The sequence below is a fragment of the Telluribacter humicola genome (genome assembly GCF_017355935.1).
GTDB classification, from domain to species: Bacteria; Bacteroidota; Bacteroidia; order Cytophagales; family Spirosomataceae; genus Telluribacter; species Telluribacter humicola.
On record NZ_JAFIQT010000002.1, the window covers coordinates 90,476 to 104,347 of the forward strand.

12 protein-coding genes are annotated in these 13,872 nt (G+C 45.9%); 1 reads left to right on the forward strand and 11 read right to left on the reverse strand.

Annotated features, from left to right (window positions below; genetic code table 11):
* Positions 1–123: 123 nt before the first annotated feature.
* The 7 genes from JUB14_RS11310 to JUB14_RS11340 form a co-directional block, all read right to left on the reverse strand.
* The gene (locus JUB14_RS11310; RefSeq protein ID WP_207506105.1) at positions 124–741 is read right to left on the reverse strand and encodes a cupin domain-containing protein; all 618 of its coding nucleotides are present in this window, start codon (positions 739–741) and stop codon (positions 124–126) included.
* A gap of 80 nt (positions 742–821) precedes the next feature.
* Positions 822–1,661, reverse strand: a complete 840-nt coding sequence (locus JUB14_RS11315) for a helix-turn-helix domain-containing protein (RefSeq protein ID WP_207506107.1) — start codon at positions 1,659–1,661, stop codon at positions 822–824.
* A 112-nt stretch (positions 1,662–1,773) separates the two neighbouring features.
* Entirely contained in the window at positions 1,774–1,956 is a 183-nt protein-coding gene (locus tag JUB14_RS11320) for a hypothetical protein (protein WP_207506109.1), read from the reverse strand.
* A 602-nt stretch (positions 1,957–2,558) separates the two neighbouring features.
* Positions 2,559–3,392, reverse strand: coding sequence for a hypothetical protein (locus tag JUB14_RS11325; protein WP_207506111.1), 834 nt, complete (start codon positions 3,390–3,392; stop codon positions 2,559–2,561).
* A 101-nt stretch (positions 3,393–3,493) separates the two neighbouring features.
* The gene (locus JUB14_RS11330) at positions 3,494–4,501 is read right to left on the reverse strand and encodes a hypothetical protein (RefSeq protein WP_207506113.1); all 1,008 of its coding nucleotides are present in this window, start codon (positions 4,499–4,501) and stop codon (positions 3,494–3,496) included.
* 305 nt (positions 4,502–4,806) lie between these two features.
* A complete protein-coding gene (locus tag JUB14_RS11335) occupies positions 4,807–5,808 on the reverse strand; it encodes a glycoside hydrolase family 43 protein (protein WP_207506115.1) in 1,002 nt (333 codons plus the stop codon).
* Between the two features lie 203 nt (positions 5,809–6,011).
* Positions 6,012–6,641: an NAD(P)H-dependent oxidoreductase gene (locus JUB14_RS11340; protein ID WP_207506117.1), complete on the reverse strand. Its 630-nt coding sequence runs from the start codon at positions 6,639–6,641 to the stop codon at positions 6,012–6,014.
* A gap of 106 nt (positions 6,642–6,747) precedes the next feature.
* Here JUB14_RS11340 and JUB14_RS11345 point away from each other — a divergent pair, with 106 nt between their 5' ends.
* Positions 6,748–7,098, forward strand: coding sequence for a winged helix-turn-helix transcriptional regulator (locus JUB14_RS11345; RefSeq protein ID WP_207506119.1), 351 nt, complete (start codon positions 6,748–6,750; stop codon positions 7,096–7,098).
* Between the two features lie 148 nt (positions 7,099–7,246).
* Here JUB14_RS11345 and JUB14_RS11350 read toward each other — a convergent pair whose 3' ends face one another.
* The 4 genes from JUB14_RS11350 to JUB14_RS11365 form a co-directional block, all read right to left on the reverse strand.
* Positions 7,247–8,434 (reverse strand): hypothetical protein, encoded by a 1,188-nt coding sequence (locus JUB14_RS11350; protein WP_207506121.1) that lies wholly within the window; start codon positions 8,432–8,434, stop codon positions 7,247–7,249.
* 193 nt (positions 8,435–8,627) lie between these two features.
* Entirely contained in the window at positions 8,628–9,125 is a 498-nt protein-coding gene (locus tag JUB14_RS11355; protein ID WP_207506123.1) for a GNAT family N-acetyltransferase, read from the reverse strand.
* 84 nt (positions 9,126–9,209) lie between these two features.
* Positions 9,210–10,523, reverse strand: a complete 1,314-nt coding sequence (locus JUB14_RS11360; RefSeq protein WP_207506125.1) for an aminotransferase class V-fold PLP-dependent enzyme — start codon at positions 10,521–10,523, stop codon at positions 9,210–9,212.
* Between the two features lie 728 nt (positions 10,524–11,251).
* Entirely contained in the window at positions 11,252–13,828 is a 2,577-nt protein-coding gene (locus tag JUB14_RS11365; RefSeq protein WP_207506129.1) for a calcium-translocating P-type ATPase, PMCA-type, read from the reverse strand.
* Positions 13,829–13,872 lie beyond the last annotated feature (44 nt).

The following is a 13,872-nucleotide window of genomic DNA, read 5'->3' on the forward strand; positions in this document are numbered from 1 at the left end:
CCCGCAAAGACGAAAAGCCGGAAAGTAGAGTTGTGGAGAGGAGCTTTGCAAACGAGCTGCCCTATCGAAGCGGCTACTCTGCAAAGCCCCTACAGTCTGACCTATGTAGTAAGAAAGAGCGCATTATCCCCGAAGCCCATATTTATCTATGATGGCCTGGCGTTGCTCATGAAACCATACGACACCATACTTTTTATCAAGCGCAGCCATTTTGTTAGCCACTTCCGGGGTTGCTGGTGTCAGGTTATTCTGTACCATATGAGGGAGTATTTCATGGAATAGTTCTTCCAGATAATCCTCGAAACTCTGATTAAAAAAACAATCTACAAACCGCAAAGGCGTGTCGCCCGCATTCCAGAAAGAATGCACAATACCACGCGGACGGAAATTCCAGCCCCCCGCTTTCACTTCAAAAATTTCCTCGCCTATCATAACCGTAGCGGTGCCTTCCAGAACATACATTAGTTCATCCAGATCTTTATGTAGGTGCGGAGATGGCCCCATTTGTTTAGGTGCTACTGCTACTTCTACATTAGAAAATTGGTTACTGGTTTGTTTTGACTGAATGATAGTCCGAACATCCGTATTGCATGGTCCGGGGGTAAGTGGTTCTCTGGGCGGTATATAAAAAGGCATAAGTTGGTCTTTAGGGTTAGCAGATTGTGTAAATGAAAATGCCGGTGAACTAAGCATAGTTAATCCACCCAGTACGCCGACAGGAAGAAAATCTTTGCGTTTCATAGTGCAGTACGTTTGAGTTAAAAATCTTGTCAAACCTACCTACTTATTGGAATAGAGTGGTGGTAAAAAAGTGACATTCTTTACCCTTCATGTAAGGCGAATGTCCTTTCCGGCGAGGCCTTTTCTACTTCGTAAAAGGCCGGAGGGGTAAGATTGGTGAACTCCTTGAAGTCTTTCACCAGATGCTGGTAATCATAGTATCCGCAGGCCAGGGCTATGTGTAGCCAGTCTAACTCCGGGTGGTTGTTTTTTAGGCGATACGCCCGGTCAAACCGGAGGATTTTCTGAAACATCTTGGGACTCACGCCGACCTGCTCCTCAAATCTCCTGATAAACTGGCGGACGCTCAAACAGGATTGATCGGCCAGCCAGTCTATGGATACCCTGTTTTCGTGCCTGATCAGGTATATACTCGCCTTATCAATGGGTTCCGCGGGTTTACACCTCTTCTTAATCAGGTCAAGGAGGAAAACTTCAATCGTACTGATCATACTTCTCAGCTCATTCATCCTAAATAGCTTTTCCTGCAGCACGGAAAGCTCGATGCCCAGACAATCTCTAGCGTCTTTGAACGTATCGGTTAATTCTTTGACCTCCGCTATCCTTAAACGTGATAACGTAGTGGGCTGAAGAACCACCTTGATGGCCAGAAAATCATACCCGCCGTACCGTTTGAGAGGTATGGTATAAATGCCATTAACAACACAGTGAGGATAGGTGATAGCGTGATCAGACCTGACAGGACTGAACCGTTGGGCATCCCGTGTATAAAAAGTAATGGTATGTTCTGGCCTGGGGGTGTGAAATTTTACGGGCGGAACAACAGCTGTATCAAATACGAATCGGATGACCTGGTACTTCTGCACATACTCCTGCAGGGCCACGCCAGGATAGATGTCTTTAAGAAGTACCGGTTCCATAGGTCAGTCATTTAGCTTTTAGAAAGTAGGCATATAAAAGCGTGTTTCTGTCAGGAGCTTTTGGGTACTGGTGCTGCATCGATGTTGAGCGCTTTCCATAAAGTGGCTACTGTTATTTTGCTTTATAGTGCTTAACAAGCCAATATACAGATACCAGGAATGTTAATATATATACAACTGCTAAGGCTGGTTCTTTAAGTTTTAGATTTTCAGAATCAAATTGTTTAAATATGGCCCCTCCTAAAATGATTACTATAATGATCAAAGGAAATGGCAATCCTTTTTTATTGCTCATAAGTTTTAATGTTAAATAAATATATCTGTTAATGTCCCAGTTGTTATTGCTGTCAAAGTAAAAGCCTAGGTTCTTATTCAAGTATACCTCTATGGAAGTACCCGCATGGAAGTGCCGCTCTTTTGACGCCCAGCAGCCCCACCACCAGATACCCTAGCTCATGGACCGCCAGCGCTAAGAATAGAGCTAGCCCAGTAAGTGCCATAAACAGAAACCTATGGGCTTATTTCCCTTGGAGAATATGGCTGCCAGGGTTTGTGCGTAGGTGTTGTTAGTCGCTGCCAGCAGTGATAGTGTAAGTACTGCAGCAGTTAAGGATCTTCCTGATGTAGGGTAGATGTAATAGAAGGTATAGGTCAGGATAATAATAAGAGCGGGGCAGTTCTGAAAGAGAGTATATTACCCGAGGCTAACATCAGCTTGCTGCTGTACCGGCATTTTATGTTCGATGGCTCGAAATTGAAACCATTTGAAAAACAAATGCATAGAATATATTGAGTTGCTCAATAGCATATTGTCGCGGAACTGTTGCCGATTAACGAATAAAAAGTTGATGCTTCGTTTCGACTGTCGCCATAGCAGCAAACCGATGTGGCCGCAGATTACTGTTTATAAATAACATCCTTTGGGATATAATTCATTTCGCTAATGGCATTAATACCAACTTCTGTATCTGGAAAATCTCTGTATTCTGTATTCTCAATTCCAAAAGTATCGTTGTAGAAATTGTTGAATTTTAATCCAAGATCGTTTATAAACTGATGTAAATGTTCATTAGCGTTCTCTCCGTAAGCTGGTAACCACAAGCCCCAATCAAGGTCGCTATTTGGTATAAATGAAACTTGGTTTACAGTAAAGTAAACTGTACAATCAATATCAATTTCTTTCCTTGTGGAGATGATGTCACATACCAATGAAAATAGCAGAGCATTAGGGAAAAGATAATTACCATCGTTACAAATCATTAAAACCTTCTTTGTGTCTGCGTTTCCGGCTTTGGTTTTAGTTTCTCTTAATTGTTTATTCGCTTTTTCAATCACCTTTTGAAAAGTTCGCCTTGCTAATTTGAACATCTCTTGAAGGCACTTTTCAGGAATTTGTTTCTTTCGAAGAAATATCGCAATAATGTCAGACTTTGTAATTAACTTCTCCTCAATCCATCTATCAATTAATCTTTCATTTCTTTCAAAATCTTCATCCGAAAACAAATCCTTTTCTAAGCATTTTAACTCAATAATTATGTTGTCGCTCTTAAAGAAATAGTCAGCATTCTCAAAGTCAGGTGTGCTGTTTAGGTATTCACTTACAAGTTGTCCATTTGTAGAATGAACAAATTTAGTAATAAAATCTTCCACATTGTTTACAAAGGGGCGCTCCATAATGAAGGTTGATTGATTTGCGGTTAACGTGTCAGGTGTTGCTGAAGGCAAGGACATGGCATTCTTAAAAATTTCTGAAGTTATTCGGTTTACAATTCATTATTCCGCTCCATAGCATTGCTTTTGCGCGCTTTTAGTCATACCTTATTAGACGATGTTTATCTGAATGTTACTTTAAATCCTTTATGTTCAATTTCAATTTTAACATCTAACCAACCAGCGAGGTCTACTACTTTTCTGATAAGTTTTCGAAAGTCTATTTTTGAATTGTCGCTTTCAGTAACTCGCATATGCTTTCCTTTAAGCTCTAAGTTGATACTTTTTAAAATTTCAATGTCCGAAAGGTTATCATCTTTGTACGTCTTTAAAGGCTCAATTGTATCAATTATGCCTAAAAGATAAAACAACGGAAATTCTTTGAATTTAATTGGCTTGAAGTTTAGTAATTCTTTCAAGTTGAACTCATTACAAATACTCTCTGATTGTAACCAAATATTATGAATGCTTATCGCATTAGCTGCTGTCTCGTAATGTTTCTCTAATTTATTGCCCCAGAAAAGCGAGTCTTCGTTCATTCTTTTCTTCTCTCGTCTTATTTTGACTAGTCTATCAAAAAGTAGCATTCCTCCCAAGATTCCATGGTCAACTACTTTCCATTCTTTCTTTCGGAAAAGAAAGTAGTTGTTACGACTGTTTAATAGACTTTTGCATTTTGTGAATTTTCTATCCAGAAGCGAATGCTCAATATTAAACATCTTAACCAAGTCAGAAATAGAAGAAATGTTCTGTAATTGGCTCTTGTCTTCCATTTGATATGCATTATCATGAAACAATGCTATAAGAAACCAGATAAATGGGAAGGTTGAATAACCTACATCGCTGCTTTCAAATTTGTATGTTTTCAAAAGTTCAGTTTCATTGTACAATATAATTCCAAGGAAAAAGACTGAGCAGATATGGTTAGGAAGTCTTAGTTCGTCGGGATTAATATCGCTCAACTCAAATATTCTGACCTTTCCTCCCTTTTTGAAATAGTCTAAAATAAATTTTAGATAGTCTATATGGTCTATAAAGGGTTTTATAGCTTCTAAATCGTTGTCGATACCATAATAGTAGTGCCATTTATCAATTGTCAATTCCTCAATATATTGGTAAAGGTTTTTCATCGAAGGTTGTATCAATTTTAATGTGGGCTAGCTATTAAATATATTAATTTTTGTAGTTATTGTTAGATTTATTAGAACTTTATGTACCCACAAAATTGCTTTTAGTGTATTGTTTATTTTTATAGGTACATTCAAACGTCGTTTCCGTATAAGCGACAAACTTTCTTCCTAAGCACTTATATGGAATAGTACTAGTTGTATCAATCAGCAGTTATGAATTAGTGAATATAAACACAACTCCTATTTCTCATCCAGCACCTGAACTTACGCTATACGCTTCAAAAAGTAAATACAGTTACAAAAAATCAAGGCCTATACAGCTTCCCAACTACCAACTTATCGCCCGATAAATCTACTTCAAATAAATGGGGGATGCGGCGGTAGCGGCCGTTGATGCTTTTATGGCTGTGGATGGACATCAGCAGCTTGCCATCCAGGGTATGGAACAGCATACCGTGGCCGAAGTTGAGTGGGGTGATGGGTTCTTTCTCATGTACCCAGGGGCCGTCGAGGGTACCGCTTTGGGAGTAGGCTACGCCCTGCGTGTATACATCATGGATCCAGCTGGTCCAGATCATGCCCAGCCGCCCGGTTCCGGTTTTGAATAGATAGGGGCCATCGGTTACCTTATTCGGCTTGTCGTTACCCTTGTCGTCTTTTTCACGGCTCCAAGGTGAGTCACTGGCCCGGAACATCAACTTGGGGGTACCTACCGAGCCACTCAAATCGGGTTTCAGTTCGATCTTTTCCATGGTACCATTGAGGTTCTGCAGCCATTCGTAGCAGTACACCATGTAGGGCTTTCCGTCAGTATCTACCCAGAGGGTACCATCGAGGGTAGGCATGCTGGCGGGCAGGTAGGTAGGGTCCTGCATGGGTACGTAGGGGCCGTCGGGCTGGTCGCTTACCAGTACATGGCAGGCCCGGCGCTCGATTACCTGGCCCTGGACGGTATCAATCTTGACGTCCCGGTTGGTGAAGGTCGCGAAGTAGTAGTACTTGCCTTTGTAGGGGTGGATTTCGGCCGCCCAGATCATGGGCTTGGGGCCCATCCAGGAGTTGGGGTCGGTTTGGGTGATGGAGTAGGGGCCGTCCCAGGCTTTCATGTCTTTGCTCTTCCACAGCATGCCGCCGGTGCCGGTCATGTAGTACAGGCTGGTCTTTTTATCAGCCAGGATGAAGGGATCACTCAGTACGATGGAGTCCAGTGGTACTCCTTTGCGGAAGGCCGGTACCCGGCCTTCCTGGGCCTTCAGTACCCCTGAGAAAAACAAGCACGCCAGTAGCGCCCATCCAAACCTTTTCATGTCTTTTAGTTACGTAGTATGTGTATAGGAAAGCCTCTAAGATACAGGTTCTAATGTAAAAGTGTAGCTTCCGGTGAGTTGGCGGGCGTATATAGGCAGGTAGTTGGGAGAGATAGTGTAGTAGGTAGCTGGTGGGCATGAAACATAAAAGCTGAGGGGATCTCCCTCAGCTTTTGCTTCTATCTATACAACTAGTAGTAGTACTAAGCGAATTCTGTAACAAACTCCTCTTTGGGCAATCGTACTTTTTTCATCTTGGCGAACGGGTCTTTCTCCTCATCACGGTAGCCCAATGCCAGCAGCACCACGCTTTTCAACCCTTTTTCTTTCAGCCCCAGCAGGGTATCGAACTTCTCGGCATCAAAGCCTTCCATAGGCGTAGCGTCTACCTTCAGTTCGGCCGCCGCGATAATACCCGTCCCCAGGGCTATGTAGGCCTGTCGGGCTGACCAGATAAAGTTTTCTTCGTCGGTCCGGCTCAGGAAACCACGTTCCAGCGCGTTTTTGAAATCAACCAGACTTTCCTCGGTGGTATTTCTCTCCCTGGCTATCAGCTGAATGTACTTCTGAATGTCCTCTTCACGGACGGCAGCATACGCGGCGAATACCAGCAGATGGGAGGCTTCCGCGATTTGGGCGTTGAACGAACCGACGCCTAGTTCCTTTTTTAGTTCGGGGTTTTCGATCACGAAGAGCCGGTACGGTTGCATGCCAGCGGATGAGGCCGACAGGTTGATGGCATCTACGATGGTCTGCAGCTTGTCGGCTGCCAGTTTTTTGTTGCTGAATTTTTTGGTGGCATATCGCCAGTTCAGGCTTTCTAATAAGTCCATGTCTGTTACTTTTTTTGTTTTGCTGGCTCAAAGTTCAGGAAAGATTGTTTACATTTGACACATAGTGACAAAAAGTAACAGTGACATTCAGGTAACCTAGTAACCTATGGAGGAAGTAAAGCATAGTACGCATGAATGCAGGAAGACCATTCTAGCGATTCACGACGCGATGGATGTACTCAATGGCAAATGGACCATCTCCATTGTAGCCTCGCTTAGTTTCGGGAAGAAAAGGTACTCGGAGATACTACGGGAAGTACAGGGCATATCCGGCAAGATGCTGAGCCGGGAGCTGAAGGATATGGAGATGAATGATCTGGTGAAGCGTACCGTACTCGCTACGCAGCCCATTACCGTCGAGTACGAACTAACGGAGTATGGGCATAAACTCCGGACGGTGATTGATCACCTGGCGATCTGGGGGATCGAGCACCGTAATAAGATCATGGGGAATTAGGTGCTTTTTGGGAGGTAGTGGAGGGGGGCTGTCGTAGTAGGAGATATTAGTATCAGGCGCTAACGTAGAGGGACTTGGCTATTACCATGAAATATAGTCATGACGGTATAGTTGTACGTAGATGTAGAATAGAATAATAAAGCGTAACCTATGCTCTTCTGTTGGGTTCTCCCAAGCCGCTGTTGTGCATATCGCTTTTTGATAGTCTTGAGTATTTTTCAAAAGCTTCGCTTAGTAGCCAATTTAATGAAACAAATTCAATTATTATCCTCCCAAAGTAATGGGAAGATATTTTGAAAGAGTTTAAGTTTTCTTCCTCATTCAAGTTTTTAAATTCGTAAGGATAGTCTAAATCATTTCGTTCATGGAAAGTAAATCCATATTTTTGAGCCAGTTGGCTTACAATATTAAAATCAATGAAGATATTAATCACGAACTTCCCTTGAAGAAAGTCAAAGTAGTTTTCAGGAGTAGCTATACTCAATGAAAAAGGATAGTATCCCAACTCATTGAATTTCATAGTATTCAAAAAGAATGCTGTCGGATTTACAATATTGCATTCTTTGAATATACTCTTTGAGTCTTCTTTATTGTTCGGAGCCTGATGAGCAACGAAGTATAGAACACCGGGTTCTACAAGTTTGTATGCATATCCATTCTTTTTCGAACTTTCGATCAACTTGTTAATAACTTGTATGTAGTTAATTTCTTGGCTTTGAATTGAAACCCTATGCATAATACCTTCAATGCCATACAAGCTATCAGTCGTATCTGTGAAAATATAAGAAAAGAGTTTATTAGCATTTGATTCCTGCCTTTTAACTCTAGCATTCTTGTTCTTACTTGATTTTACTTCTATCGGGACAAAGCCACCTTCAAGAACTAATGTTATATCACAGTATTTTAAAACAGATGTTAAATCGTTCAGAATGGCAATACTACCCATTTTGAAGGCTTGTCGAAACATTTGCTTTTCTCTTCTGAACCCGACTTTGTCTGTTATAAATCCTGATGATTGCTTGAAATTTTGAGGCTTGATGTCCAGCTTGTGAATGAAAGTAAAGGCAACTGAATCACCTATACTTTTATAGATCTTTATAAGACGTCTATATTCTTCTAATTTATAATCTAAGTAATCTAAGGAGCTTTTAACAATATTAGACTCATCTTTTGATAATTGTCTCTGTGGATTCTTTCTGCTAAGGTTTAACTCCTTTATTTCATATTTAATATTTCTAATTTTATATTCAATCTTTGATATTTGCTTAATCAATGTCTCTTGGATAAGATGCCATGTCTCAACTTGGTTAAAAGGGTCGACTTTGGCTTGATTCACAAGTGTCAATAGTTCAATAATTGATTTTCTATAGTAATGTGTCATTTCATTTTACCAATGTAGTTCCTGAATTTTCCTTAACTCTTCCCCTTCTTCCGTGCTTTGCTGGCGATGCTGCTGATGGTTTTGACCAGCCGGTCCAGGTCTTCTTATGATTGTTAGAGTTATCGCCAACTATGGTAAAAATATTCAATCAAGCGATAGCAAGTGTATATAACCAATACTTCTTCCCTTGTCGTGGTTCGATTTCCCGCAATATTGTAAAGCCTAAGCTCTCGTATATATGCCGTGCTTTGTGCATCATTTCAGAAGTATGAAGGGCAACAGTGTGTTCCTTGTTGCGTTTTGCTATTTCGATGCACTTCTCGGTTAATTGTCTGCCAATCCCAAGCCCACTAAAGTCTGGATGAACGGTCACGTACCGTAGGTAAGACCAATCGGCCTGAAATATGTCTGTCGGATTACCCCTTGGAACAAGAAAGGCCATTCCAATAATGGCTCCAACAGCATTTTCGCAAACAATACAGTGTGACTGTGTTAGTAGCTCAGCATACATTTCAGTATGATTGAGGTTATTGAATAGTTTCTGCCAATTATCGGGTGTTAGATCACTTTGAAACTGCTTCCAGGACGCCAAACCCAGTAGGCGTAGCTGTTCTACATCGCCATAACTTCCTTGTCTAAAATTCATCTACAGATAGTCTTTTAATTTGATGAAAAGTATGTAGGAGTTTTATAGTAGTCCAAGTGAATTTTTCTGCCGATTCATAAACCCCTAACTCTTCCCCTTCTTCCGAGCCTCACCAGCGATGTTGCTGATTGTGTTGACCAGCAGGTCGAGGTCTTTGGTACTGGTGTAGATGTGGGGCGTCACACGAACGCCGCTGATGTTTTCCCAGACGGTTGCACTGGTGTGGATGCGGGCCTTGTTGAAGAGGGCGTTGCCCACATCGCCGGGCGTCATGCCGTCTACGGAGAAGAGGGCGAGGGCACCGCTGTACTTCGGGTCTTTGGGCGTATGTATAGCTGCACCCGGTATCTGGCGTATCTTGTCGGTCCAGTAGCGCTGCAGGTAGTGCAGCCGCGCAAACTTGCGGTCGGTGCCGATGCCGTTGTGGAAGTCTACGGCCGTACCGATGGCCATTTCGGAGGCAAAGGAGCGGGTACCCAGGCTCTCAAACTTGCGGATGTCTCCGCTGTCAGGTTCCGGGCTGGACAGCAGCGCCCACACGTTTTTGATCTTGTCCTTTTTGATGTACATCATCCCGCTGCCGAAGGGGGCGCACAGCCACTTGTGCAGACTGGTGGCAAAGTAGTCGCAGCCCAGGTCGGGTATCTTAAAATCAATATGCGCGAAAGTATGGGCCCCATCCACTATGACTTCAATGCCCCGCTTGCGGGCCTCATCGGCGATCTTTCGCACGGGGGTAACCTGTCCGATCCAGTTGATAAGGTGCGTGATGTGGACTACTTTGGTGCGGGAGGTGAAGGCACTGGTGTACTTCTGGACGAAGTACTCATCGTCCTCGCGGGGCAGCTCCAGGTTGATCCACACCAGCTTAATGCCGTCCCGCTTTTCGCGTTGCTTCCAGGCGTTGATCATGTTGGGGTAGTCCTGCTTGCTGAGTACTACTTCGTCGCCTGCTTTGAGGTTGATGCCAAAGATAATGGTGTTGAGGCCCTCGGTGGCGTTGCGGTTGATGGCCAGTTCCTCGGCATCGCAACCGGCCAGATCGGCCAGTTTGGCCCGGAGTGCTTCTCTACCCTGATCCAGTATACGCCACATGTAGTAGCTGGGGGCTTCATTGGAGTACTCATAAAAACGGATATGCGCCTGCTGTACCGCCCGGGGCTGGGGACTCACCCCGCCGTTGTTGAAGTTCAGGACGTTAGGGGATACCGTATATTCATTCTTGATCCAGGCCCAGAAGTCTTCGTCCCGGGCCGCTTCGGCGGGGTTCAATCCGGCTATCTGTTTGGTACGGGAGGCCAGCTCGCCTGCGTAAGCTTGTTCAAGGAAAGCAGGTAAAGCCACAGCACCGGCAGCAGCGCTACCTGCCTGGCGGAAAAAGGATCGACGGGAGGTCATGTTTTGGTAAATTAGGGGTATAGGGTTATGGGAGGCGGCCGCCATGGAATAGCCACTACTACAATTCTACGCAAATTCTAGGTTTACTAGAAGCTTATTCTGAATTTTAAGTACAAGGCAGGTACTTATGCTGCTATTTTCCCTATTGGCGAGGGAGAAGGGTGTCTGTATCCTGCGCCAGGAGGATTATGGCAGGTGTAATATTTATGGGTTTTAGTTCTGGCTCTTCCGGGTAATGCAGTCGTTTGCCCTCACGGCCGGGCGGGCCCCGCCCTCTCAACGCCTCTGTATTTTACAGCTCTGCGCAAACCAGCCGCACATATAGCTGTAAAATAAGCGGGGCCGTCCGGCGGTCGGCTTATGAGAGGGCTGTTAGAGTCTGCATGGTTCATGTTTAGTACCGACAGTACCTAATTAAAAAAATACTATTTCACTTCCTTTACTAGTAGGCAGTTCGCCAAATTTCTCAGCTCTCCCCTAAGCCGACCTTGCGCTGTGGGCATTTGTGCGCTAGCCTTGCGCAGGCCCGCAGAGCACAGAGGCGTGGGGAGAGCGGGGCCGCCCGGCCGCGAGGGCAAGCGATAGCATTACCCAGTAAAACTAGAATTAGGAGCAAAATAAGCTAAAGAAGCAGGGATGCTCCCCTAAAACATAGATAGGTACCTACCCCCAATTCCACACATCAAATTGGTAACTGGTCACTGCTTACATTGGTAACTGGCAACTGCTCACTGGTCACTGATCTTCCGGCGCTTCACCCACTTCTCTACTTCAACCGTAAAGAAGATAATGCTGGAGATGGCGAGACAGATACCTAGTTCTCCCCAGGTCAGAGATTGGGTATGAAACATATCCTGCAGGAAGGGGACGTAGATGACCGCTAGCTGCAGAAGCAGGGTAAACAGGACGGCGGCAGTAAGCTGCTTGTTGCTCATAAGCCCCTGCTTGAACAGCGATACGTAGTCGCTGCGGATGGCCAGCGCATGCCCCATTTGGCTGAGAGACAGTACCGTGAACACCATGGTCTGCCACTTGGGATTATCCAAATTCATACTCCATACCTGCGTGCCGAGGCAAAGAGCCCCCATCAGCAGGCCAACCCAGCCAATGTGGATACTAAGGCTCCGGTTGAAGATACCTTCGCTGCTCTTTTGCGGCGGACGCTTCATGGTATTCTTCTCGACGGGCTCAGACGCCAGGGCCAGTCCCGGTAATCCATCCGTAACCAGGTTGATCCAGAGGATATGGATGGGGAGCAGGGGAATGGGCAGACCCAGTACGGGCGCCATGAAGATGGTCCAGATCTCGCCCGCGTTACTGGTCAGGGTGTACTTGATGAACTTGCGGATGTTGTCGAAGATACGTCGGCCTTCGCGCACAGCTTTCAGAATGGTAGCGAAGTTGTCATCCAGCAGGATCATGTGTGAGGCTTCCTTGGTCACGTCCGTACCCGTAATACCCATCGCAACCCCGATGTTGGCTTTCTTAAGGGCTGGTGCGTCGTTGACCCCGTCACCGGTCATGGATACAAAGTGGCCCTTCTTCTGAAGACCCGTGACGATATTCAATTTTTGTTCGGGCGATACACGCGCGTACACCTTGATGGACTCTACCTTATTCTCAAATTCCTCCTGGGATAGCTTAGCCAACTCCCGTCCGGTCACTACCAGGTCCTTGTCGCTGCGCAGGATACCTACCTGCGAGGCAATGGCTTTGGCCGTAGCGGGGTGGTCGCCCGTGATCATTACGGGTGTGATACCGGCATCCAGACATTCGGCAATGGCCTCCTTGACCTCTTCGCGTGGTGGATCGATCATGGCTACCAGGCCTACAAAATGGAGGTCCGACTCGATGAGCTCTTCCTTGACCATATCAGGTACCTCATCCAGCAGCTTATAGCCGTACGATATTACCCGCATTCCTTCCTGCGCCAGTTCTTCGGCCTGCTTCAGGATCGGGCCGGGATCTTCCACTGACACATCATCCATAGCTTCGGAGGCACCCTTGGTCACGACCAGGTACTTCGGTCCGAACTGGTGGATGGTACTCATCCGCTTTCGGTCAGAGTTGAAGGGAATTTCATTGACCCGAGGGTACTGTTTGAGCCATTCCTCCTGGTAGCCTTCTTCCTGCTTTACAAAGTCCACCATGGCAACCTCAGTAGGGTCGCCCAGGTACTCCCCCTGTTCGTCCTGCTTGACGTCGTGGTTCAGACTGATGCAGAGCAGGAGCAGTTGTTCCTTCGATAGGTTTTCCAGTTCCGGTACGGCTATAGTATCCGGTTGCCAGGTTTCCATGACGGTCATCTGGTTCTGGGTAATAGTACCCGTCTTGTCGGAGCATATATAGCTGACGGAACCCAGGGTTTCCACCGCCGGAAGCTGACGGATGAGGGCATTCTGCTTCACCATCCGCTTCGCTCCCAGCGCCAGGGCAATGGTCACCACGGCGGGTAGTGCTTCGGGAATAGCCGCTACGGCCAGTGAGATGGAGGTCAGCAGCATCCGGAGCGGGTCTTCACCGCGTAGCAGGCCCACGCCGTACAGCAGGGCACATATAACCAGTACGATCACCGATAGCTGTTTGCCAAATTTGGCGAGTCGTTTCTGCAGAGGCGTCTGGCTGTCGCTCTCCTGCAGCATCTGGGCTATGCGTCCCATTTCGGTCTGCATACCGGTGGCTATGACCACGCCTTCGGCTCGTCCGTCTTTGACAATGGTACCCCGGTAGGCCATATTGACGCGGTCGCCCAGAGGGAGATCTTCTTCGGTAAGCGGAGCGCTGTTCTTGTCTACGGCTTCGGATTCACCCGTCAGTGAGGCTTCCTCTACCTTCATGGAGGAGACTTCGTAGAGGCGCATATCGGCGGGTACAAGGTTACCAGCTTCCAGCAGGACCACATCACCGGGTACCAGGTCTAAGGCTTCTACGCGGGCTTCGGTACCTCCCCGGCGTACGAGGGCCTGGGGAGCGGACATGTTGCGGAGAGCTTCGATGGCCTTTTCCGCCCGGTACTCCTGCACGAAGCCAATGATGGCATTTAGTATGACGATGACCAGAATTACAATGGCGTCGCTGATATCCCCGAGCACTACCGACACTACCGCCGCCGCAATCAGGATGAGGATCATGACGTCCATGAACTGGTTAATGACAAGCTTCCAGACAGACTTATCGGAGGTACCCTGTAGCTCGTTGGGACCATACTGTTCCAGCCGGCTCTGGGCTTCGGCGTTGGACAGGCCCTCTTTATGCGTACTTAATTCTTTGAATACATCATTGATCTCTGACAGGTACCAATTCATAGTGGTGCTGATGTTGTGTTGAATAGACAATAGTTGTGGTAAAG